A 22,491-nucleotide genomic window follows, 5' to 3' on the forward strand; every position below is an offset into this window, starting at 1 on the left:
GGGCGGGGTACGGCGGGGGTTAGCGAATGGTGTAGTTCTTGCGGACGCTCGAGCCGTTGCGCTCCAGCTCGATTTCGATCCGCGAGGCTTCCTTCAGCTTGGTGTAGACCTCGAGGGCCTTCTCCGGGCTGTTGAGCTCGAAGCCGTTGATGCGCTTGATGACGTCGCCGTTCTGGACGCCAATCTTCGAGTAGATGGAGTCGGGGCGGATGGAGAAGAGCTTGAAGCCCTGCGCCTGACCGTCCTTGAAGGCCGGCACGATGCGCGCCTGCATGGCCACGTCGTTGAGGTTGGCCAGCGTGCGATCGATCTCCGTGCGGGGAATCTCGTAGTCGTTCTCGCCGGTGGCGCGGATGCCGTTGCCGAGGCCGGCGTTGGGCGTCTGCACGGGCGTGTTGGTGGGCAGGGGCGGCGGGGTGTACGCGGCCACGGCGGCGCCATCTCCCGGCTGGTTGTCGATGTACTCCTTGCGCCCGTTGTTGAGGACGATGACGCGCAGCCGCTCGATGTCGATGACCTCGGCGGTGCTGCCCTCGATGGTGTCGCCCACCATATAGGTGTAGGACCGCTGGTTGTTCATGTCCTGGATGGACGACACGCTCCACAGCTTGTCGCTGGCCACCAGCGTGCCCAGCAGCTTCACCCGCAGGCTGCTCTTGACGGGCGCGGCGTTGGGATCCGCCATGGGCTGGGTGGGCTCGGTCACCACGGCGGGGGGCTCGGGAATCTTCACGCCCGTCAGCTCCGACATGCGCCGGATGTCCAGCGAGGCCAGCGTCTCGGTGGGCCGGGCCTTCTGCCGGGCCGCCACCTCACCCGAGGGCAGGGGCATCAGGGCCGACTCGACGAACAGGTTCACCGTCTTCGCCGCCAGCAGCGCGACGAGCAGGATGAACACCAGGTTCACCGTCCAGAAGTACTTGCGGAAGAGGAGTTCCATCTCACGTCCAGGAAAGGCCTGCCCGGGATTGAGCAAGTGGGGTGCCATCCACATTGGGGAGCGGGCAACCCGAGCCTTACAGCCAAGGTCTTGAAATCATTCCGGAATAACTCGTCCGGCTGACACGGCCAGTCCTGGCTTCCGGGGCGCGAGACAAAATGTCAACGCGGCGGGAGGCGGCCTGACGCCCTGTCACTCGTCCGGGAGCGGGCCGGAAGCGTCGCCAGTGGAGGGGCCGCCGGAGGCCTCGCGCTCCAGCTTGCGGTAGATGGTGCGCGCGGCGATGCCCAGCAGGCGGGCGGCGAGGGTCTTGTCGCCCTTGGTGTGCCGCAGGGTCTCGTGGATGACCCGGCGCTCGATCTCCTCCATGGGGGTGCCGATGGGGATGACGAGTTGTCCGGCGGAGCCCACGGGCCCCTTGCGCACCGTCTCCGGCAAGTCGCCCACCTCGAGGATGTCGCCGCGGGCGAGCACCACGGCGCGCTCCACCGCGTGCTCCAGCTCGCGCACGTTGCCCGGCCAGGCGTAGTTCTCCAGGGCCGAGAGGGCGTCGGGGGAGAAGCCCTTGAGGACCTTGCCGTTCTTGCTCGCGAAGCGGCGCAGGAAGGCGTCGGCGAGCAGGGGGATGTCCTCGCGGCGCGAGGCGAGCGCCGGCACGCGCACCTCCACCACGTGCAGGCGGTAATAGAGGTCCTCGCGGAAGCGCCCCTCGGCCACCTCGCGCACCAGATCCTTGTTGGTGGCGGCGACAATCCGCACGTCCACCCGCACGGTCTGCGTGCCGCCCAGGCGCTCGAGTTCCCCTTCCTGGAGCACGCGCAAGAGCTTCACCTGGGCGCTCAAGGGCATCTCCCCCACCTCGTCGAGGAAGAGGGTGCCTCCGTGGGCGCGCTCGAAGCGGCCCTCGCGGCGGCTCACCGCGCCGGTGAAGGCGCCGCGCTCCACGCCGAAGAGTTCCGCCTCGAGGATGCTCTCGGGCAGGGCGCCGCAGTTGATGGCGACGAAGGGGCCCTTGGCGCGCTGGGACTGCTCGTGCAGCGCCCGCGCCGCCAGCTCCTTGCCGGTGCCGGACTCGCCCAAGAGGAGCACGGTGGCGGTGGAGGGGGCCGCCTGGCGCAGGGTGTCCATCATCGCCCGGAAGGCGGGGGACTGGCCCACCATGGCGCGTCCGCCCGGGCCGCCCATCTCCGCGAGCTTCGCCTTGAGGACGCGGTTCTCCGCCGCCAGGTCGTGCTTCTCCAGCGCCTTCTGCACCGCCTTCACCAGGGCATGGCGCTTGAGCGGCTTGGTGATGAAGTCGTAGGCGCCGTCCTTCATGGCGGCCACCGCCGTCTCCACCGTGCCGTAGGCCGTCATCAACACCACCTCCACGTCCGGGCGGATGGTGCGCGCGGCCTTGAGCAGCTCCTGCCCGTCCATGCCGGGCATCATCAAGTCCGTCACCATGACGCTCACCTCGGGCCGCCGCAGCCGCTCGAGCGCCTCGGCACCCTGGCTGGCGGTGAGGGTCTCCAGGCCCTCGCGCTGGAAGATGCGCGCGACGGAGTCCAGGTTGGCCCGGTCGTCATCGACGATCAGAACGGTGGGGGCGGCGGGAGTCGTCATGGTGGGCGCGGTCCTGCAAGGCTCATTCCGTTTCCTCGCTCCCCAGCAGGGGTCCGCTCATGCGGCCGAGGTCCTCGCGGTTGACCTTGTCCAGGTTGAACTTGCGGGCGCTGGAGAGCATCCGGGTGAGGGTGGGCTCGAACTCGACGGGGCCCTCCTTCTTGAAGCGCAGGAAGTTGATGCGCGCCACGACGAAGTTCTTGAGGTAGGGGCTCTGCAGGCCGCGCGCCTTGAGGGCGTCCACCACGCCGGCCACGGTGTCGTCCAGCTCCAGCAGCCGGTCCGCGCGGGCCTCGCGCACCGCGAGCGCCTCGGGCATGGGCAGGGGGAGGAAGGCCTCGGCGCGCTTGACGAAGGGGTGGTAGGCGCCGCCGGAGAAGCGCGGTCGTTTCTCGTACGCGGCCCCGAGCGTGAGGAAGGCGGGCTCCTCGAAGAGGTGGGCGAAGTCCGTCTCGCGCCCGGCGCGCGCGCCGGTCAGGCCCCGGTGCATGCGGATGACCTCCAGGGAGCGCTCCTTGAGGTTGTGCGCCTTCTCCGTGTTGAGGGCGAGGATCTGATAGGCCACGTCCTCCTCGGGCAGCACCAGCGCCATGATGGCCTTGCCCCCCAGCAGCTTCGAGGCCTGGAGCCGGTGGTTGCCGTTGGGCGTCCAGTACCGGCCCTCCTTGCGGATGGCGATGATGGGATCCAGGAACCTGTCCAACCGCTCCATCGCCGAGGCGAGCCGCTTGACGTGGGGCTCGGACACGTCGCGCTGGTAGGGGGTGGGCTCCACCTTGTCGATCGGCAGGGCGGCGAGCACCACGGTGTGCGCCCCGAGCGGATCCCGGTAGAGGCCGACCACCTGGCCGCCGTCGGCGAGGATGCCCTGCACCAGCTCCGTCTCGGGGGCGTGCGCCTCGCTCACCACCTCGGCGGGGGTGAGGCCCTTGGAGGCGGGCTCGGCCTTCTTGCGGCGGGGCCGGCGCGTCGTGGTGGACGCACTGACTGCCTTCTTGCGCGGCGACTTGGCGGCCATGGGATGCCCCTCGAGCGGAAAACCCGCGGCATGCTTCCGCATCACGCGCGGGGAGTCATTGCCTGGTTTGTCCACTCGGGCGTCCCGGTGCCATGACGTGGTGCGTCAAGCGGGGAGGGTGGGGGTCTTCTCCACGCTGGGGGGGCGGGCACGGGGCGAGTAAGATGCGCGCCGCCATGCCTCCCAACCGTCGCGACCCCTCTCGCCATCCATCCACCACCTCCGCCCGGGCCCGGCCTCCCGTCGAGGAGAGCGAGGAGGACGTGGCGCCAGAGGAGCAGGAGGGGGACGCGCCGCCCTCCGACGGCGAGGGCTCCTTCGACGAGGAGCAGTCCTTCCAGGAGGAGGACGACAATCCGGACGCCACGCGGGCCGGGCCGCCCCTGACGCTGGAGATCATCGAGGGGCCGGATCGGGGCCGGCGCAAGCGCTTCCAGGGCGTGCGCATGGTGATCGGCCGGGGCGTGGACTGCGAGCTGACGCTCGGGGACCAGTCCGTGTCGCGCCGCCACGTGGAGCTGGTGTACGGCGGCGAGACGGGGGTGATGTTGCGCGACCTGGTCAGCGGCAACGGCACCCGGGTGAATGACGAGCGCGTGGAGGAGGTGCGCCTCAACCACGACGACGTCATCACCATTGGCCGCACCAGCATCCGCTTCGTCGACGAACTGGAGCGCATCCGGCGCAAGCGGCAGGAGGAGGAGGAGGCCGAGCGCAAGGAGAAGGAGGAGGCCGAGCGCCTCGCGCTCGAGGAGGAGGAGGCCCGGAAGAAGGCCGAGGAGGAGGAGGAAGCGGCGAAGAAGAAGGCCGAGGAAGAGGAGGAAGCGGCGAAGAAGAAGGCCGAGGAGGAGGCGGCCAAGGCGCTCCCCCCGAAGCCGCCCCCGCGCGACCCCTTGCGGCTGATGGTCGCGGGCGTGCTCGTGCTGGTGCTCGCGCTCATTGGCGGCGGGGTGCTCTTCCTCAAGCACGACTCCTCGGAGCCCGCCCCCCTCACGCAGAAGCAGATTCGCGCCCAGACCCTGTTGCAGGAGGCGCGCAACTCCTTCCGGCGCGGCGACTACGCGGAAGCGGTGGACCTGGCCGAGCAGGCCGACGGGCTCGCTCCGGGCATGGACGCGGAGAACTTCCTGGCGGCCGCTCGCAAGGAGCTGTCCATCGTGAAGGCCTTCGACGAGGTGCGCGCGCTCATGGGCGCCTTCGAGTTCGCCAAGGCGCGCGAGCTGCTCACGTCGACGCCTCCTGGCACCGCGGCGAAGACCGCGGAGGCGCGGGTGAAGCTCGAGGCCGAGCTGGCCAAGGCCGAGCTCGACTACCAGGTGAAGCAGGTGGAGGCCGCGCTGGAGGCCCGGGACGTGACCACGGCGCACATGCTCATCTCCCGGCTGCCCGCTGATCGCCAGCCGCCCTACCTGGCCCGGGTGGCGGAGCTGGAGTCGGTGCTCGCCCAGGAAGCCGTGGACGCGGAGCTCCAGGAGAACAACCGCCGGGCCGCCGCCGCCCGTCAGGCCCAGGCCCAGCGCGAGGCGTTCGTCCTCGCCGCCTTCAGCCCCGTGCAGCAGCGCTTCGACGCGGGGGACTACGCGCGCGCGGTGCTCGAGTGTGACCGGGTCATCGAGCAGCACGCGGCCGACAAGGAGATCCGCGAGCGCGCCCGGCTGCTCAAGAAGCTCATCCCCCAGTTCGCCCGCTTCTACGAGGATGCCCAGCGCAAGGTGAGCTCCAACGCGCTGGAGTCCGCGGCGCGCCCCCTGCGCTCGGCGGCGGACCTCTACCGGCAGATCGGCTTCAAGGGCGCCGTGGGGGACACGATCCGCGGTCAGCTCGTGCAGTCCTCCGTGGTCGCGGGCAAGGCGGCCCTGGCGCGCAAGGATCTGCCCGGCGCGGCCGGTTTCTTCCAGGAGGCCGTGCGCCTCAACCCGGAGGATCCCCGGGCCCGGGAGGGACAGGCGGCCCTGCAGTCGCGGCTGGAGGACGTCTACCGGCAGGCCTACATGCAGCGGGATCGGGATCCCGAGCGCTCCCTGGAGACGTTCCGGATGATCTCCGAGCTGGCCGCCGAGGGCTCGGTACTGAAGATCCAGGCCGAGGAGCAACTTCGGGCGACGACCCCGTAGTCAGGTGCGCTAGGGTCGCGCGCCAGCGCGGGAGGAGCCAGATGAACGAGTCATCGTTGCGGGAACTGGGGTGGGATCTGCTGGAGGATCGGCAGTTCGAGCGGGCACTGGCGGTGTTCGCCGAGTCGGTGCGCCGGGTGCCCGCGGACCACCGCTCGCGGATGATGGCGGCGCGCTGCCTGTCGGAGCTGGGCGAGCGCGAGCGGGCCGTCACCGTGTACCACGCGTGCGCCGAGGGCCTGTTGCGGCGCGACTACCTGCTGTCCGCCATGGCGGCGTGCAAGCTGGGACTGGAGCTGGCGCCCCAGGAGCGGCGGCTGCGCGACACGCTGGTGCGGCTGCATGCGCGCGCCTCGCGCAGCGCGGCCGGGCGCGCCTCGGTGCCGCCGCCGCTGCCGCCCGAGACGCTCTATGACGGCAAGGTGGAGACGGACCTGATGGGCATGGTGGGCGAGGAGCTGAGCGACCGCGCCATCGAGGTGCTCGCCGCGCCGGACCCCGGCGGCAGCGCCAACCCGGGAGACCGGCCCCCCCTGCCGCTCTTCGCCGAGCTGGAGCTGGAGGCCTTCATCGACCTGGTCACGCGCATGGGCTACCGCTCCATCAAGGCCGACGAGGTGGTGAGCGCCGAGAACGACAGCCCCGACCGGCTGTACGTCCTCGTCGCCGGCAAGGCGGAGGTGACGCGGCAGGTGGGCGAGGAGGCCCGGACGCTGGGCTTCCTCGGGGGCGGCTCCATCTTCGGCGAGCTGTCGCTGCTCACCGGCGCGCCCTCCACGGCCACCGTGACGGCCGTGGTGGACCTGGAGGTCTTCGAGGTGCGCCGCGAGCACCTCAACGCGGTGGCCAAGAGCCACCCCTCGGTGCCGCAGGTGCTGGCGCAGTTCGCGCACAAGCGCATGGAGCGCAACCTCATCGCCACCTCGCCCCTGTTCCAGCCCATGCCCGAGTCCGAGCGCGCCGCGCTCCTGCAGCGCTTCGACTTCCGCGCCCTGCCGCCCGGCGAGAAGGTGCTGGTGGAGGGCGAGCACTCCCCGGGCCTCTTCCTCGTGCTGGCCGGCGAGCTGGTGGTGCAGAAGGAGGACCCCGCGGGTGGCACCGTGCGCCTGGGCGTGCTGCGCGAGGGCGAGGTGGCCGGGGAGATCTCCCTGCTCACGGGCCTGCGCGCCACGGCCACCGTGGTGGCCGCGCGCAAGACGGCCGCCGCCTTCCTCGCGCGCGCGGCCTTCCATGAGCTGGTGAAGCAGTACCCCCACATCCAGAAGTACCTCGAGCAGCTGTCCGACCGCCGGCTCAAGCAGATCGGCGAGGCGCTGCGGCCCGCGGAGATCCTCGACGCGGACGAGCTGCTGGAAGTGGATGCGCCGGAGACCGGGAGCGTGGGATGACGTTGTCCCGAGGTCAGGTGTTGGGGGTGGTGCTGGCGCTGCTCGCCGCGGGTGCGGTGCTCGCCCTCTGGCCCCAGCAGGAGCCGGGGGTGAAGGACGCCATCACCCGGCGGGTGCTCCAGATGAGCGACGCCGCCGAGCGCAAGGACATGGCGGACCTGATGGACGGCGTGGCCGAGTCCTTCCGCTCGGAGCAGGGCTGGGACAAGCAGCAGCTCAAGGGCGTGTTGTTGGGGCAGGTGCTGCGCGGCCAGTGGGTGCGCGTCTTCGTGAAGGACCTGCATGTGACGGAGGTGTCTCCGAGCCAGGGCGACGTGCAGGTGAAGCTCATCTTCGGCCGCTCGGAGGCGGACACGCTGGAGAATCTGGCGCGCGACAGCGTGCTGAGCGCCTACCTCATCGAGGCCCGCTTCGATAAGCAGGCGGATGGGGTGTGGCGTGTGGTGAGCGCGAAGAACCGGAACCTGAGTCCCGGCGAGCTGTTCTAGAGCCCGCCCACCTGGCGCAGCAGCGCGTCCGTCTCGGTCTTCCAGGATCGGGCCATGGCGGCCTGGCCCGAGTCCGTCAGGCGCTTCTCCACGTCCGCCGCCTTGCGCTGGAGCGCCTCGGGGGAGGTGCCCTGCTGGTGCGCGCGGCTCAGGCCCACGTAGTAGTGCTGGCAGCCCTGGGCGAACTCGCCCTCGGAGAAGAGCAGGCGGCCCATGGCCTCGTAGGCCTCGGGCAGCGCGCCCATTCCATTGTCCGGCGTCAACTCCGCGAGCAGGGGCCGGGCGCTGGCCGCGTCCCCGCGCGACAGCAGCAGCGCCGCCTTGGCGTACTGGGCGCGCGCCCGGCCCACGCCCTTCACCGCCAGGGCCCGATCGTACGCCTCCAGCGCGGCGTCCCCGCGGGCTAGCGCCTCCATCACCTCGCCCCGCGCGAGCCAGTAGCGCTCGTCCCGCTCCAGCGCGCCCACCTGCTGGCCCTCGCCGGCGGGCACCCGCACGTCGCGGAAGACGGCCGCGTAGGCATCCAGCAGCTTCAGCGCGCCCTCTCCGTCGCGCGCCTCGCGGAGCACCCGGGCCCCCTCGAGGTAGAGCAGGGGCGCGGTTCTCCGCCGCTCCACCGCCGCGAGGAAGGCCTCGCGAGCGCCCGCGTCCCCCCGCCGCGCCAGCGCCCGGGCGCGCAGGAAGAGGGCCTGGTACTCGTCCGGTGACGCGGCGAGTGCCTCCGCCGCGGCCTTGAGGGCCTCGTCGGGCCGCTCCTCCGCCAGCGCCAGCGCCGCGCGCACGCTCAGGGCCCGCGCCTTCAGGGGAGGGGAGAGCTCCTCCTCGCGCGAGAGCACGTCCGCCACCGTCTTCCGGGCCTCTTCCTGGCCCGTGCCCTGGTAGAGCCGGGCGAGCGCCAGCGACAGGCGCGCGCGCAGGTGCCAGGGGGAGGCGACCGTGGCCTTCTTGAAGGCCTCGGCGGCCTGGGCGGCCAGTCCCTCGTCGAGCAGGGCCTCCCCGTGGGCCTGGGCATAGCGCGGCTCCCTCCACGCCGCCTCGCTCGCCCGGGCGAAGGACTGCCGCGCCTCGGCGAGCCGGCCCCGGGTGAGCAGTACCTGCGCCTCGGCCAGGGCCAGCTTCGGGTTCTTCGCGCCCTGGGCCTGGAGCTCCTCCAGGTACTTCCCGGCCTCTTCCGTCTTCCCCTCGGCGAGCAGCAGCCGCGCGTGGGTGCCATAGCGCTCGCCCGAGCGCGAGTCCAACGCCTCGGCGCGGGCCTGGTGCTCGCGCGCCCGGGCCTGGGCCTCCGGCTGCTGGTGCTCCAGCCACAGTCGCGTGTTCACGTCGGCCGCCAGCGCCTGGGCATCCTTCTCCTGGTCGTCCAGGAGGAACAGGGCGTCCAGCTCCACCAGGGCCTGGCGCAGGTCCGCCGGGTTGTCGCGCACGGACAGGACGCGTGCCGTCTTCAGCCGTGTGTTCACATCCCGGCGCACCGAGCCCTGGTGCACGAGGTACGCCACCGCCCCCGCGAACAGCAGCGCCACCAGTCCCACCTGCAGGAGGGCGATCCGGAAGCTCTGCCGTCCCCGCCCTCCCCTCGGTCCACCAGGGGTTGCATTCGACGTGGCCATGGGCTCGCCTCCGAGGTTTTGAATGGTTTCAGATGGTGGGGGGTGTCACGATGGGTCGCTCGGAGATAGGCACGCTCCCTCGTGGCGGCAACGGGGGGGCGGCGAGAGGACATCCATGGCGCTCTATACCCAACTCGACGCGGTGGCCCTCCAGCGGCTGGTGGATGCCTATGCGCTGGGCACCGTGCGGGAGCTGACGGGCATTCCCCAGGGCTCCATCAACAGCAACTTCCGCCTGGTGACGAGCTCGGGCCGTTACTTCGTGCGCCACACCACGGTGCGCTCCGCGGATGACCTGAACTTCGAGGCGGGACTGCTCGCGCTGCTCAACGCGTCACACTTCCCCTCGCCCCGGCTCGTCTCCACCCGCGACGGCTCGCCCTTCCTGGAACTGCAGGGCGGGCGCGTGGTCGTCTTCGCGTGGCTCGAGGGCGAGGAGCTCACGCGCGAGCGGCTCACCTCCGAGCACCTGGAGGCGTTGGGCGTGGAGCTGGGCAAGCTGCACCGCGTCGGGGCGTCCTACCTGGGCGTGCGCGCCAATCCCTACGGCCCGGAGGTGGTGCGCGGCTGGTTGAAGGGGCTCGAGCAGCACCCCGACGCGGAGCTGTCCGCCATCGCCCGGGAGCTGCACGGCCACCTCGCCCGCGCCGAGTCCCTGCGCGGGGGACAGGAGCCGCGCGGCGTCATCCACGCCGACATCTTCCTCGACAACGTGAAGTGGCTGGGGGAGCGGGTGAGCGCCCTCTTCGACTTCGAGATGGCATGCCAGGACGCGCTGACGCTGGACGTGGCCATCACCCTCAACGCGTGGTGCTTCGACTCGGGCCGCTACCGCCCGGAGCTGTGCCAGGGCCTCCTGCGCGGCTACCAGGTGCAGCGCACGCTCCTGCCCGCCGAGCGCGAGAGCCTCTATGGCCACGCGCTCTTCGGCGCGGTGCGCTACACCGCCAGTCGCATCCGCGACTTCCACCTGTCCGGCCTGCCGCCTGACAAATTGGCACCCAAGGACTTCCGCACCTACCTGGCCCGGGCGCGCGCCCTGCACCAGATGGGGCCCGAGGGGCTGCGCGCGCTCGTGGGTGTGTGAGCGCGCGCGCCTGTCCGGCTCAGATTCCGGTGACGATGCGCCACTCGCCGTCCTCGCGCTGGAGCACCATCTGCTCGAGCTCCGAGTCGCGCTGGGGCCTGTCCATGAGCCCCGGGGCGCGCCAGCTCGCGTTCCAGTAGTAGATGACCGTGGCCCACCCGTCGCGCTTCACGTCCACCCGGCGCACGTCCATCTCCAGCCGGGGCGCGTCCACCCGGCTGAGCAGCGCCGGCAGCGCCTGGGCCAGGTTCTCGGACGTCAGATCATCCACGGGATCCTCCGTGCCGGCGTTGTCCCGGAAGTTCGGTGAGACGAGCGCCTGGATGGCCTTGGCGTCGCGCGCCTCGACGGCCGCGCGATAGCGCTCCATCACCTTGAGAATGGCTCGGGTGTCCTGGGTGTCGTTGATCTGCGTGCCGGGGATGTAGCGGGGGCCACAGGCCGAGAGCACCAGCAGAACAGTGACGAACAACGGGCGGACGTTCATGGGGATAGGGTCTCCGTGAAGGGGCACAACCGCGCACGAGAAGGTGCATTCCCCGTGCCGCGACGGGGGGCGTCTAGCGGAAAGCATCGCGGGGCACCAGGGGGCCGCCGTAGAGGCGCTCCTCGAAGTCACAGCGCTCGGCCCACTCGGTGACGAGGGCGCGCAGGGCGGGGCCCTCGTCGGGCAGCGTGCCCACGGCGTGGCGCACGGCGCCGCAGTCCCCGGCGAGGTAGGCCGCCTGGACCTGGAGCCGGCGGGCCTCGCGGCGGATGGCGGCGGGGGCCTCGCCCTCGACGGTGCGCGACAGGTGGGGCAGGGCGGCGACGGGGGCGCCCGCCTGGAGCAGGCGCCGGCCCAACAGATAGTGGACATAGATGTCCTGGGGGGCCACCTGCAGGGCGGTGGACAGCCGCAACAGGCGCAGCTCCTCGGCCTCGTCCCGGAAGTAGGCCTGGAGGGTGGAGCGCACGGGCGAGTCCAGCGCGGCGAGCTTCACCTGGGCCGTGCGCGTCACCTCCGGGCTGGGGGTGAGCGTGAGGACGTGCTCGAGGAAGGTCCGCGCGGGCTCGAGCTGGCCGCGCCGCGACTCCACGTCGGCCTGGGCGAGCGCCACCTCGGCCTTCAGGGCGGGCTGCTCCTTCACCTGCTCGGCCACCTGGGCGAGCACCTGGGCGGCCTCGTCGGGGCGCTCGAGGCGATCCAGGGCGAGGGCCTGGCCCAGGCGGAAGGAGGGCTCCTGGGGCTGGAGCAGGGCGGCGCGCTCGTAGGCGGCGAGCGCGCGGGGAGGATCGGCCGCGAGCAGCTCGCGCGCCTCGTCCTGCAGGCGCGCCACCTCGCGGGCGCACGAGCGCGTGAAGAGGCTGCCGGTGCGAAAGCGCTGGAAGGCGCGGTTCACCGTGGCCTCGTCGAGCGGCAGCGCGTCCAGGTGCCGCTCCCACTCGGTGGCGAGCGCGTCGAGCGGACGGCCGTAGGTGGCGTCGAAGTCGGCGTGGGCGTAGAGCAGGCGCAGCTTGTCCGGGCCGTGGGTGTCGGCGAGGTAGCGCAGGAAGGAGCCCACCAGGGTGTACGCGCGCGCGGGGGCGGATTGGTAGAAGCCCTCGGGGCCCACGAGCTTGCGGATGTCCGGGGCCAGTTTCTGCCGGCGCATGCCCGCGGCCCACTCGTCGAGCGTGAGATCTCCCTGCACGGGGTTGTCCGCGGCCACCGCCATGCCCTCGATGACGCCCATGAGGGGCCAGACGCCCAGCCGGGTGGTGACGCGGAAGGGCCCGCTGCCCGAGGGCGCCGCCATGACGTGCGCCAGCTCGTGCTTGAGCGTGGGGTGGGGGTAGTCCCGGCCGTTGATGTGCAGCTCCTGGCGCCAGGGCTTGGCGAACTGGGTGCGGCCGGCGCCCACCAGCCGCTGCTTCTCGTCGTCGGTGGAGTAGAGCCACACGCGGATGCGGCCCTCGGGCACGCGGCCGAGGAAGCGCGCGAGCTGGGCGTGGCGGAACTCCAAGTCCCTCGCGCGCCGGTCCACGTCCTCGCGGCGCAGGGCGCGCGGGTAGATGAACTCGAAGTGCTCCGTTTCGCGCACGCCCCCCAGCCGCTCGCGCAGCGTGGCGTCCGACATGCGCAGGCCGAGGTCCGTCGCGTGCGCCTCGATGAGCAGCACCGGGCCGAGCGTCAGGCCGAGCAGCAAGAGGGGCCCGACGCGGGGGCGGGGGCGGCCGAGCCGCGCCTGGACGGGGTCCAACAGCAGCTCGGTGAGGGCGTGGACGGCGAAGATGAGCAGCAGCGTCTCCGCGCGGAACCACAGCAGGGCGGAGGACAGGGTGAGCGTCTCGTCATAGAGCGGCCCCGGCAGGTGGCCCAGGAAGGCGTTGAAGGCGTAGACCTGGGGCCCGAGGACGATGGGCCAGACGGTGACGCACAGCGACACGAGGAGGATGCCGACGTAGAGCCACCCGGCCCGGCCCGCGCGCCGGGTGGCGAAGCCGCAGAAGACGCCCACGACGGAGGCGAGCCCCGCGGAGGGCAGGGTGAGCAAGGGGTAGAAGCCCACCAGGGCGAAGGGGTCACACCGGGTGCCGAGCCACGCGTAGAGGGTGGAGGCGAGGAAGGGCGGCACGAGGACGGCCAGGTTGACGAGCAGTGCGGGTGCGAGCGCTCTCCAGGCGAGCCGCATGGACGCCCCCGGGCGCGGCGGCACTCCCGCGTCGGGGCTGGCTGCCTGTGCGGCGAGCAGGCGACGCTCCTGGTGGACGGAGGCGATGCCGAGGCCACCGCCGAGCAGCCCCACGCCAATGGACAGGGCGAGGCCCAGCTCGAGGCCGGGCACCCCGAAGAGGGGAAGCAGCACGAGGGCCGAGCCGCCGAGCGCGAGAATCCCGGCGGGGACCAGGCCCGAGGGGCGCCGCATGAGGTTCGTGGCACGGATGAGGACTTGGCGCATGACCTTCTCCTATACTCCGCCGAGCATGGCCGAACAGAAGACAGGTGCCGAAAGCCGCCAATTCGCTCGCGCGCCCATCGAGCTGAAGGTGGACTACAAGAAGCTCAACTCGTTCTTCGCCGACTACACGAAGAACATCTCCAAGGGAGGCACCTTCATCAAGACGAAGAAGCCGCTGCCCATCGGCACGCGCTTCCTGTTCAAGCTGACCGTGCCCCAGCGCGACGGGCCCTTCGAGCTGCTCGGCGAGGTGGTCTGGAGCCAGGGCGAGGCGGAGGAGCCCGGCATGGGCATCCGCTTCATCTACAACGACGAGCGCCAGCGCTCCGAGTTCGAGGGCGTGGTGGAGCGGTTGATGGCAGACAGCCTCGGCACGCAGCTCACCGAGAAGCTGCTCAACAAGCAGCTGCACATGGAATGAGCCGGGGATGAACCGGCGCCATGGGGCGTGGGGGTTCTGGGTCGTGGTGGGGCTGACGTGCTGTCGGCCCGCCGAGGCCCGGGACCAGGTGGAGCGCCAGAAGATGGCGCCCCCCACGGCCCGGAAGGTGAAGCACCAGAAGGTGAAGCACCAGGATGGGGAGGATGACGTGGGGCCCACGTTGCCGCGGGCGCGGGTGTTGCTCGAGGATGTGTCTGGAGGCGTGCACGCGGTGGACGTGGAGGTGGCGGCGACTCCCGACACGCGCTCGCGCGGCCTGATGTGGCGCAAGGAACTGCCCGAGGGGCAGGGCATGCTCTTCATCTTCCCGGACGAGGAGGTGCAGCGCTTCTGGATGCGCAACACGCTCATCGCCCTGGACATGATCTTCATCAACTCCGCGGGGCGCGTGGTGGGCATCGTCGAGAACGCCGCGCCGCGCTCGCTCGTCCAGCGCTTCGTGAGCGAGCCGGGCCGCTACGTGCTGGAGGTGCCCGGAGGGTGGAGCCGCAAGGCGGGCCTGGCGCGCGGGGCCCACGTGCGCTTCGAGGGCGTGGAGCACATCCCCGTCATTCCCTGAGCCTTCGTGTGGCGGGCATGACACACGCATGTCGCGAGAGCGCCACATGCCATTTGTAGCGTCCGTCCCCCTCGGAGCCGCCCCTCGGGCTGGTGCTCCGAAGCGAGGACACGATGCGATTTGGGCAATCGAAGTGGGAGCGCCGCGCCGGGCGCTGGGTATGTGCATCGGTGACCGTGCTCGCGCTCTCCGCGTGCAGCGGTGGCACGGGGCCGCAGGGTCCCCAGGGCGAACCGGGAGCACCGGGAGCACCGGGAACGCCGGGCGACAAGGGGGAGCCGGGAAACGGCAAGTCGCTCACCTTCGCGCCGATCAACGCCGCGAGCACGGAGGCCGAGAAGCGCGCCGTCTACGCCAGCTCGAAGGCGAGCGTGAATGGCCGGGAGATTCCCATCGGCTACGAGACGGTGTTGCGCAGCGGCCAGGACCTGGGCGGCCAGCTCTTCGGACGCATGGTCCAGAAGGACGGCAAGCCGGTGAAGAACACGGACGGCTCGGACTTCATCTCTCCGTCCAATGACTTCTCGTCGCTCTTGCAGGCGGGCAACCGCATCTTCGAGGTCACCCACTTCGAGACCACGCCCGCGGCGATGTACCTCTCCGAGCTGCGCCAGTCGCCGGACGGCAAGCTCACGGCGCAGAGCACGCGGCCCATCGACTTCTCGGGAGTGGATGGCCTGTGGACGCCCTGCGCGGGCAGCGTGTCGCCGTGGGGCACGCACCTGGGCAGCGAGGAGTATCCGCCGGACGCGCGCGCCACCGAGAAGGCGGAAGCGGCGGGAACGGTGAGCGGCCTCAGCTCGTCCGAGCGCTCGATGCTGCGCTACTGGGGGCTGGATGCCTCCACGGCCACCGTGGATCAGGTCAAGGCCGTCTATTCGCCCTACCGCTATGGCTACGTGGTCGAGGTCGCGGTGGACGGCTCGGGGACGACGAAGGTCACCAAGCACTACGCGGCGGGCCGGCGCGCGCTCGAGCTCGCCTATGTGATGCCGGACCGCAAGACGGTGTACCTGACCGACGACGGCACCAACGACGCCCTCTACATGTTCGTGGCGACGCGGGCGGGGGACCTGTCCGAGGGCAAGCTCTACGCGGCGCGGTGGTTCCAGACGAGCGCCGCGGGCCAGGGCGCGGGCCGGGCGGATCTCTACTGGCTGCCCCTGGGCCCCAGCGCGACGAACGCGCAGGTCAAGGCGCTGATCGACGGAGGCATCCACTTCTCCGACATCTTCGAGGTCGAGACCCAGGCGGCCGATGGGACGTGCCCCAGCGCGAGCCAGGGGTTCCGCGCCGTCAACACCGAGACGGGCCGCGAGTGCCTGCGGCTCAAGCCGGACCAGGAGGTGGCGGCCTCGCGCCTGGAGAGCCGCCGGTACGCGGCCTACGTCGGGGGCACCACCGAGTTCCGCAAGACCGAGGGGCTCGCGTACAACCCCGCCACCCACCGGCTCTACGTGGCCTTCAGCGAGGTGAACAACGGGATGACCCATTCGCATGCGTCGCGCGACCTGGGCGGTCCCAACCACGTGCAGCTCGCCCAGAACGACTGCGGCGCGGTCTACGAGCTGGTCGTCTCGCCCAACTCGGAGGTGGGCAGTGACTATGTCGCCGAGTCCGCCTCGGCGCTGGTGGAGGGGGCGTGGTTGAAGGCGCCGGGCGCCAGCCCCTATCCGAGCAACAGCCCTTATCATGCTCCCGACTTCACGCTGCCGGACGGCAACGGCGTCGCGAAGCCGGCGACCGGGAACGTGTGTGGCATCAACGGCATCGCCAACCCGGACAACCTGAGCTTCGTCAACGGGTATGACACGCTGCTCATCGGCGAGGACGCGACCGAGGGCCACCAGAACGACGTGGTGTGGGCCTACAACGTCGTCACCCGCCAGCTCACGCGCATCTTCTCCACGCCCTACGGCTCGGAGACGACGGGCGTCTACTTCTACCCGGACATCAACGGCCACGCGTACATCAAAGCCCAGGTTCAGCACCCCTATGGCGAGTCCGACACGGACAAGCTGGGCGCGGATGCGAGCGCGGCGAAGTCGTACACCGGGTACATCGGTCCGTTCCCGGCGATGAACTGAAGCTCGAGTCATGACACCGCCGCGGGGCCGGATCCGGGAGTGAGTCCGGGCGGGCCCCGCGGCGTTCGCAGGTGAAGGCAGGACATGGATCGCCGAAGAGTGACGAGCGTGGTGTGGGTGCTGGGATTGTTCGCCGCGGGAGGCGTCGCCGCGTGGCGCTCGACGTCGTTGCCTCCGCCCGCGCCAGACCCCCTGCGCCAGGTGAGTGAGTCCCTCGCGGCGGCCATGCCGGCGACGCCTGATCGGACCGCGCCCCGGCTCTCGAACCCCTCGGCGTATCTGCCCGCGCAGTGCTACGCGGACACCCGGAGCACGGAGGGGGGACGGACGCGCAACGGCTGCTTCGCGTGCCATCAGACGCCGCGGGCGCCGAACTATGTCGAGGACGCGGAACTCCAGACGGTGCTCACCGTGTCCCGGTACGCGGAGGACAACCGCTGGACGAACGTGCTCCAGCCGCCGCCGCCCGTCGAGTGGTCCGAGGCCGAGGTGCTGGCCTGGGTGCGCACGAGCAACTACGTGGACGCGAGCGGTGGGCTGCGGCTGGCGTCAGCGCTGGCGAAGCCTCCGGCCGCGTGGGACGCCAATGGAGATGGCCGGTGGGAGGGCTACACGCCGGACTGCTGGTTCCAGACGGACGGGGAGGGGTTCGATCATTCGCCGGACGGGGTGATGACGGGGTGGAGGGCGTTCGCCTATGCGCCGTTTCCGGGCATGTTCTGGCCCACCAACGGCAGCGCGGGGGACGTGTTCGTCCGGCTGCCCGAGGCGTTCCGTCGCGACGCGGCGGGGCGGGAGAGCAAGGCCGTCTATCGCACCAACCTCGCCATCCTGGAGGCGTTCATCCGGCGGGAGGACGTGCCGGTGCCGGCCACGGACGAGCGGGAGTTGGGCTCGGATCTCGATGGGGATGGGGTGTTGGGCACGGCGAAGCGCGTGGCCTTCGTGTGGCCGCCGAGGCCGGGGCGTACGTTCGGGTACGTGGGGCAGGCGGCGGGGCTGGACGCGGCGAGAGAGGGTTGGCCCGCGGCGGGGCTCTACCCGCGAGGCACCGAGTTCCTCCACAGCCTGCGCTACCTCGATGTGGAGGGAGGCCGGGTGCGCATGGCCGCGCGGATGAAGGAGCTGCGCTACATGCGCAAGACGCGCTGGCGCACGTACAGCGAGCTGCAACTGGCGGCCGAGGCCGAGGCTCGCGAGAAGATGAAGCACCCGGACGTGCTCAAGAAGGTGCACGCGGACGTGGAGCGCGGGGTGGGCACGGGCACGGGCTGGGTGATGCAGGGCTTCATCGAGGCGGCGGACGGCGAGCTGCGGCCCCAGAACGTCGAGGAGACCACGGCCTGCATCGGGTGTCATGGCGGGGTGGGGGCGACGACGGACAGCACGTTCAGCTTCGCGCGCAAGTACGCGCCGGGCCTGGCCGTGCAGGAGGGCTGGTACCACTGGGGCACGCGGGGGCTGAAGGGCCTGCCGGAGCCGCGGCGAGCCGATGGCCGGGGTGAATACGCGCACTGGCTGGAGCAGGTGGGCGGAGGCGACGACTACGGGAGCAACGACGAGGTGCAGGCGCGCTTCTTCCGGGGGGACGGGACGCTCCGGCCCGACGCGGTGAAGGCGCTGACGCGGGACATCTCGACGCTGCTCGTGCCCTCGTCCGCGCGGGCGTTGCGGTTGGATCGGGCGTACCTGGGGCTGGTGAAGGCGCAGCGCTTCGAGGGCGGCCGGGACGTGGTGGTGGGCACGGCGCCCCACGTGAGGAAGCGGCTGGAGCAGGACGGGGAGACGGGCCTCGAGGAGGCCGTTCTTCCGGGGTGGGTGCCGCCGGAGCGGACCGCCTCGCGCTGAGGGCCACCGGGAGCGGGGCGGGGCCCTACGTCTTGTCGCGCGAGATGGGCCCGACCTTGCCCTTGGTGACCCGGAGGTAGTCCGCGGGCGCGAGGAGTATCTGCGTGCCGCGAATGCCCGCGGAGATGGAGATGGTGTCGAACAGCTCGATCGTCTCGTCCACGAACACCGGGTAGTCCTTCTTGGCGCCGATGGCCGTGCATCCGCCGCGCACGTAGCCCGTGAGCGGCTGGAGCTCCTTGAGCGGCACGGTGTCCACCTTCCGGTCGCCGCTCAGCCGCGCGAGCGCCTTGAGATCCAACTCCCCGTTGCCCGGCACCACGGCCATGAGGACGCCGGTGCGGTCACCCCGGGCCACGAGCGTCTTGAAGAGCTGCTCCGGCGGCATCCCCACCTTGGCGGCCACGGACTCGGCGGACAGGTCCTCCAGGTCGACCTCGTAGTCGCGCAGCGTGTAGGCGATGCCGAGCGAGTCGAGGATGCGGGCCGCGTTGGTCTTCATGTGCTCCTCTCAGGCCCCCATAGCCTGGCGGGCGGCCTGGATGCGGGCGAGCGCCTCCTCGGGGGTGGCGCCCACGGCGGACAGGTGGCCCATCTTGCGGCCCGCGCGCGCCTCGCGCTTGCCATACAGGTGCAGCCGCACGCCGGGCATGGCGAGCACGGCCTCGAAGCGGGGCCCGCCCTCGCGCAACCACAAGTCCCCGAGCAGGTTGACGATGGCCGCGGGGCGCACCACCTCCACCGAGCCCAGGGGCAGGTTGCACACCGCGCGCACCGCCTGCTCGAACTGGCTGGTGAGGCACGCCACCTCGGTGGCGTGGAAGCTGTTGTGGGGGCGCGGCGCCAGCTCGTTCACCAGGAGCCGACCGTCCTTGAGCAGGAAGAGCTCCACCACCAACAACCCCTCGACCGCGAGCGCCGTGGCCATGGCGCGTCCCAGCTCCACCGCCTGGGTGCTCACCTCGGGGGGAATCTGTCCCGGCAGCAGGGACCAGTCGAGGATGCGATCCTCGTGGTGGTTGTAGGCGGGCGGGTACACGACCACCTCGCCCCGGGGCGAGCGCGCCACCAGCACGGACAGCTCCGCCTCCAGCTCCAGCGCGGCCTCCACCACCACGGGGCGCTGGCCCAGCTCCCGCCAGGCCTGGGGTGCCTCGGCGCTGGACTTCACCGGGTACTGACCGCGCCCGTCATAGCCGCCCTCGCACGCCTTCACGAAGCAGCGGCCGCCCAGGGCCTCCACCGTCGAGGTCAGCTCGGCCTCGCTGTTCGCCTGCCGCCAGGGGCCCTGGGGAAACCCGCCCTGGGCGAGCCACGCGCGCTGCCGGCCCCGGTTCTGCACCACCTCCAGGACGTGGGCACCCGGACGCATGGGCGTGTGCTGGGCCACGGCGTTGAGGGTGGCGAGGGGAATCTTCTCGATCTCCAGGGTCACCACGTCACACGAGCGCGCGAGCCGCCGGGCCTCGTCGACGCTGCCGAAGTCGGCGGTGTAGCACTGGTCCACCACGAAGCGCGCCGAGCACGCGGGATCCGGATCCAGCGACTGCACCTGATAGCCGAGCGTGCGCGCGGACAGCGCCATCATCCGGCCGAGCTGCCCACCGCCGAGGATGCCGATCGTGCCGCCGGGAAGAACGGTGCGCGCGCTCATGCGAGCTCCCGGTCCTGGAGCACTTCGTGGGTGCGGGCCTGGCGCCAGGCGGCGAGCCGCGGGCGCAGCTCGGGATACTTGAGCGACAGGATGGCGGCGGCGTACAGGGCGGCGTTGACGGCGCCCGGCTTGCCGATGGCCATGGTGCCCACCGGCACGCCCTTGGGCATCTGCACGATGGACATGAGCGCGTCGAAGCCGTTGAGCACGGTGGCGGGGATGGGGATGCCCAGCACGGGCAGCAGCGTCTTGCTGGCCACCATGCCGGGCAGGTGCGCCGCGCCTCCGGCCGCCGCGATGATGACCGACAGGCCCCGCGACTCGGCCGTCTCGGCGTACTGCATCATCCAATCCGGCGTGCGGTGGGCGGACACCACCCGGACCTCATGCGGAATGGCCAGCTCCTTGAGGACGTCGATTCCCGGGCGCAGATGCTCCAGGTCGCTCTTGCCGCCCATGATGACGCCTACCCACGGTGTGTCCGCGCTCAAGCGATTGCCTCCTGTGCGCCCTCCGGGTGAGTCCCGCGAGGGGGGAAGCACTCGGAGATAGGGTGGGGGGCTGGCGCCGGTCAACACGGAAAATCGAGCACGGGCGCTCCGGGGCCCGGCCGGAGTCCAGCCTGGATCCCGGGGTGTTCAGTAGGTGGAGCCCAGGCGCCCGAAGCTCTTCAGGCTCTTGCTCTTCGAGCGCTTGACGGCCGTGTCCACGGCCGAGGAGTCCTCGGCCTGCTCGTAGTCCTGGAGCAGCTCCCGCTGTTCGGCCAGGTCCGCCGCCACCGCCGAGGGGGTGGCCACCTCACCCGCCTGTTCGAAGAGCTTCTGGTTGCGCGCCACGTAGCCCTTCGCTTCCTCCTTGCGCCCCTCGCGCAGGGCCTCGGCGGCCAGCGTCAGGTTCTTCGCGCTCAGGGCCCGGGTGGCGTACACGGTGGCCTCCTTGTCCCGCCGCGCGTGGACCTCCTCCAGCCGTGGCGTCACCCGCGCGCCCAGGTCCACCCCGTGGATCACCGGCCCGTTGTCGGGCAGGTTCCGGAAGGACAGGGCCACCTCGGTCACGTGGACGGGGCGGCCCTCGCGTGCGTCCTCTACGGTGAGTCGCGCCACCACCCGCTCCCTCTGTCCCGAGGAGAAGTCGGGCAGCCGCACCGTCACGCGGCGTCCTTCCTGCTGGACGCGGTAGCCCAGCACCTCTTCCAGCCGCACCCCCTGGGGCAGGGTGAAGGACAGCGCCACGTCGCGCGCCACGCTGGTGGAGGCCTGCTGCAAATCCTTCTGGAAGAGGGGGCCGAGCTGGGCCGCGTCCTCGAGGAAGCCGTAGGCGCCCGCGCCCAGCTCGGCGAAGCCCTGCATCAAGTCCTCGTTGAAGTCCGTGCCCACGCCGATGGCGCTCACGGTGATGCCCCCGGTGCGGATGTCCCGGACGAGCGCCGACAGATCCGCGTCCTCGGTGAGGCCCTCGGTGGGCTGGCCGTCACTCAGCAGGATGATGCGCTTGACACAGCCCGTGCACTCGGAGGCGCGCACCTGCGCGCGGCCCTCCTGGAGTCCCGCGGAGATGTTGGTGCCGCCATCGTCCCAGATGCCCTCGATGTACTGGAGCATCCGCTCGCGGTTATCGGGGGTGGCGGGCAGTCCGCCCAGGCCGCGCACGTCCGAGCCGTAGTGGACGATGGCCAGCCAGTCGTCCTCGCGCAGCTGTCCCACGAGGTGGCGCGCCGCCTGCCGGGCCTGTTGCAGCTTGTAGCCGCGCATGGACGTGGAGCGGTCGATGACCAGCGCCAGGTTCACCGGCAGCCGACGGGCGCCCGGCACCTCCATGCCGATGACATCCACCGTGGCGAACAGCTCCGCGGGGCCTGGGGGAATGTAGGGATGGGACAGCCGGGCCGTCATCTTCAACGCGCCCGAGGTCTCCGCCCGGGACTGGAGGTTGAGCGGCCCGTGGTGGCCCACCGCACTGGCGCCATGGGAGTCCTCCGGAGGCGCCGAGAAGGGGGAGGGGGGCAGGCCCAGCACCAGGGCGGTGAGGGCGAGCACACCGGCCAGGGAGACGAAGACGGCCGTCTTGTTCATGAGGAGGGGCTCCAGCGGGAGGACGAGAGGCCCGGCTGCTCACGCACGGCGCGGCGAAAAGGTCTGGAGACCCTCTCGCGCGCCGTGAAGTCGTCAGCTTCCCGCCGTGCCCACGCCCTTGGAGGCGCAGAAGTTCGGCGACTCGTTCCGGCCGAAGAGCCTCTCGAACTCCGCGGGATTGGTCCTCTTCAGGGTGTCCAACGCCACCTGATCGAGCAGCAGCGGACGGCATCCCAGGGTCGCCTTGACGTCCTCGGCCGTGTCCGGATGGGTCACCGCGCAGGCCGTGGTGCTCTCCAGGTTGCACGCCTTGCTGCAGTAGCCCATCACCTGGATGGCTTCGTTCTCGCCCGACGTCTGGAGCTCGGTGCCCGCGGTACGCACGCACACCAGTTCCTCGCAATCCACCGCGCCGAAGGAGATGAAGTCCTGGTTGAACCGGATGTCACTCGGGGTGACGGGGATGGACCCCAGTCCCGTTGGATCGTTCGGATCCTTCTTCACCAGCCCGCAGCGCTTCCCAGTGTCGGCAGGGACCTCGCACCCGCCGCACAGCAGGGCGGCACCCATCAGAAGAAGAGCCAGACGCGCAGACATCGACGTGCACCTCACCAGAATCAAAGGAGTTGAAACGTGAAGGGCCACCGTAGCACAGCGCCCC

19 protein-coding genes are annotated in these 22,491 nt (G+C 71.1%); 8 read left to right on the top strand and 11 right to left on the bottom strand.

Annotated features, from left to right (window positions below; genetic code table 11):
• Window positions 1-19: 19 nt before the first annotated feature.
• The 3 genes from gspC to D187_RS31655 all read right to left on the bottom strand — a co-directional run bounded on the left by gspC (window position 20) and on the right by D187_RS31655 (window position 3,563).
• Window positions 20-940 carry a type II secretion system protein GspC gene (gene gspC, locus D187_RS31645; RefSeq protein ID WP_002624545.1) on the bottom strand — a complete coding sequence of 307 codons (921 nt, stop codon included), beginning with the start codon at window positions 938-940 and terminating at the stop codon, window positions 20-22.
• Window positions 941-1,132: 192 nt separating this feature from the next.
• Window positions 1,133-2,545, bottom strand: coding sequence for a sigma-54-dependent transcriptional regulator (locus D187_RS31650; RefSeq protein ID WP_002624546.1), 1,413 nt, complete (start codon window positions 2,543-2,545; stop codon window positions 1,133-1,135).
• Between the two features lie 22 nt (window positions 2,546-2,567).
• Entirely contained in the window at window positions 2,568-3,563 is a 996-nt protein-coding gene (locus tag D187_RS31655) for a ParB/RepB/Spo0J family partition protein (protein ID WP_043432431.1), read from the bottom strand.
• A 176-nt stretch (window positions 3,564-3,739) separates the two neighbouring features.
• Between D187_RS31655 and D187_RS31660 the strand changes: the two genes are divergently transcribed.
• Genes D187_RS31660 through D187_RS31670 form a run of 3 tightly spaced genes read left to right on the top strand, consistent with a single transcriptional unit; the run spans window position 3,740 to window position 7,553 of the window.
• Entirely contained in the window at window positions 3,740-5,677 is a 1,938-nt protein-coding gene (locus D187_RS31660) for an FHA domain-containing protein (RefSeq protein ID WP_162159721.1), read from the top strand.
• A 41-nt stretch (window positions 5,678-5,718) separates the two neighbouring features.
• Window positions 5,719-7,065 carry a cyclic nucleotide-binding domain-containing protein gene (locus D187_RS31665; protein WP_002624552.1) on the top strand — a complete coding sequence of 449 codons (1,347 nt, stop codon included), beginning with the start codon at window positions 5,719-5,721 and terminating at the stop codon, window positions 7,063-7,065.
• Window positions 7,062-7,553: a hypothetical protein gene (locus D187_RS31670; protein ID WP_002624554.1), complete on the top strand. Its 492-nt coding sequence runs from the start codon at window positions 7,062-7,064 to the stop codon at window positions 7,551-7,553. The genes D187_RS31665 and D187_RS31670 overlap by 4 nt, the downstream gene beginning before the upstream one ends.
• On the opposite strand, the gene D187_RS31675 is transcribed toward D187_RS31670, so the two are convergent.
• Window positions 7,550-9,160, bottom strand: coding sequence for a tetratricopeptide repeat protein (locus D187_RS31675; RefSeq protein WP_002624555.1), 1,611 nt, complete (start codon window positions 9,158-9,160; stop codon window positions 7,550-7,552). The genes D187_RS31670 and D187_RS31675 overlap by 4 nt on opposite strands.
• A gap of 115 nt (window positions 9,161-9,275) precedes the next feature.
• Between D187_RS31675 and D187_RS31680 the strand changes: the two genes are divergently transcribed.
• A complete protein-coding gene (locus D187_RS31680) occupies window positions 9,276-10,247 on the top strand; it encodes a homoserine kinase (RefSeq protein WP_002624556.1) in 972 nt (323 codons plus the stop codon).
• Window positions 10,248-10,266: 19 nt separating this feature from the next.
• Here D187_RS31680 and D187_RS31685 read toward each other — a convergent pair whose 3' ends face one another.
• Window positions 10,267-10,734, bottom strand: coding sequence for a YybH family protein (locus tag D187_RS31685; protein WP_002624557.1), 468 nt, complete (start codon window positions 10,732-10,734; stop codon window positions 10,267-10,269).
• 73 nt (window positions 10,735-10,807) lie between these two features.
• Complete coding sequence (locus D187_RS31690) at window positions 10,808-13,168, bottom strand: hypothetical protein (RefSeq protein ID WP_002624558.1); 2,361 nt, start codon at window positions 13,166-13,168, stop codon at window positions 10,808-10,810.
• Here D187_RS31690 and D187_RS31695 point away from each other — a divergent pair.
• From D187_RS31695 to D187_RS31710, 4 genes are all read left to right on the top strand, one after another.
• Window positions 13,167-13,589 carry a TIGR02266 family protein gene (locus tag D187_RS31695; RefSeq protein ID WP_002624559.1) on the top strand — a complete coding sequence of 141 codons (423 nt, stop codon included), beginning with the start codon at window positions 13,167-13,169 and terminating at the stop codon, window positions 13,587-13,589. The two genes, D187_RS31690 and D187_RS31695, sit on opposite strands and share 2 nt — an antisense overlap.
• A gap of 7 nt (window positions 13,590-13,596) precedes the next feature.
• Window positions 13,597-14,169, top strand: coding sequence for a DUF192 domain-containing protein (locus D187_RS31700; RefSeq protein WP_002624560.1), 573 nt, complete (start codon window positions 13,597-13,599; stop codon window positions 14,167-14,169).
• A 113-nt stretch (window positions 14,170-14,282) separates the two neighbouring features.
• Window positions 14,283-16,256 carry a PhoX family protein gene (locus tag D187_RS31705; protein WP_051256636.1) on the top strand — a complete coding sequence of 658 codons (1,974 nt, stop codon included), beginning with the start codon at window positions 14,283-14,285 and terminating at the stop codon, window positions 16,254-16,256.
• Between the two features lie 84 nt (window positions 16,257-16,340).
• Entirely contained in the window at window positions 16,341-18,104 is a 1,764-nt protein-coding gene (locus D187_RS31710) for an Aq_1262 family (lipo)protein (protein WP_002624562.1), read from the top strand.
• Between the two features lie 25 nt (window positions 18,105-18,129).
• Here the strand turns inward: D187_RS31710 and ybaK are convergent, their stop codons facing one another.
• From ybaK to cglC, 5 genes are all read right to left on the bottom strand, one after another.
• Entirely contained in the window at window positions 18,130-18,606 is a 477-nt protein-coding gene (ybaK, locus tag D187_RS31715; RefSeq protein WP_002624563.1) for a Cys-tRNA(Pro) deacylase, read from the bottom strand.
• Between the two features lie 9 nt (window positions 18,607-18,615).
• Window positions 18,616-19,758 (bottom strand): 5-(carboxyamino)imidazole ribonucleotide synthase, encoded by a 1,143-nt coding sequence (gene purK / locus D187_RS31720; protein ID WP_002624564.1) that lies wholly within the window; start codon window positions 19,756-19,758, stop codon window positions 18,616-18,618.
• Window positions 19,755-20,216, bottom strand: coding sequence for a 5-(carboxyamino)imidazole ribonucleotide mutase (gene purE / locus D187_RS31725; protein ID WP_043432443.1), 462 nt, complete (start codon window positions 20,214-20,216; stop codon window positions 19,755-19,757). Before purE ends, purK begins: the two co-directional genes overlap by 4 nt.
• A 180-nt stretch (window positions 20,217-20,396) precedes the next feature.
• On the bottom strand, window positions 20,397-21,830 hold the full coding sequence (locus tag D187_RS31730) for a vWA domain-containing protein (RefSeq protein WP_002624566.1): 1,434 nt from the start codon (window positions 21,828-21,830) through the stop codon (window positions 20,397-20,399).
• Between the two features lie 93 nt (window positions 21,831-21,923).
• Window positions 21,924-22,427 (bottom strand): adventurous gliding motility lipoprotein CglC, encoded by a 504-nt coding sequence (gene cglC / locus D187_RS55625; protein ID WP_043432368.1) that lies wholly within the window; start codon window positions 22,425-22,427, stop codon window positions 21,924-21,926.
• Window positions 22,428-22,491 lie beyond the last annotated feature (64 nt).

The organism is Cystobacter fuscus DSM 2262 (genome assembly GCF_000335475.2).
Lineage (GTDB): Bacteria > Myxococcota > Myxococcia > Myxococcales > Myxococcaceae > Cystobacter > Cystobacter fuscus.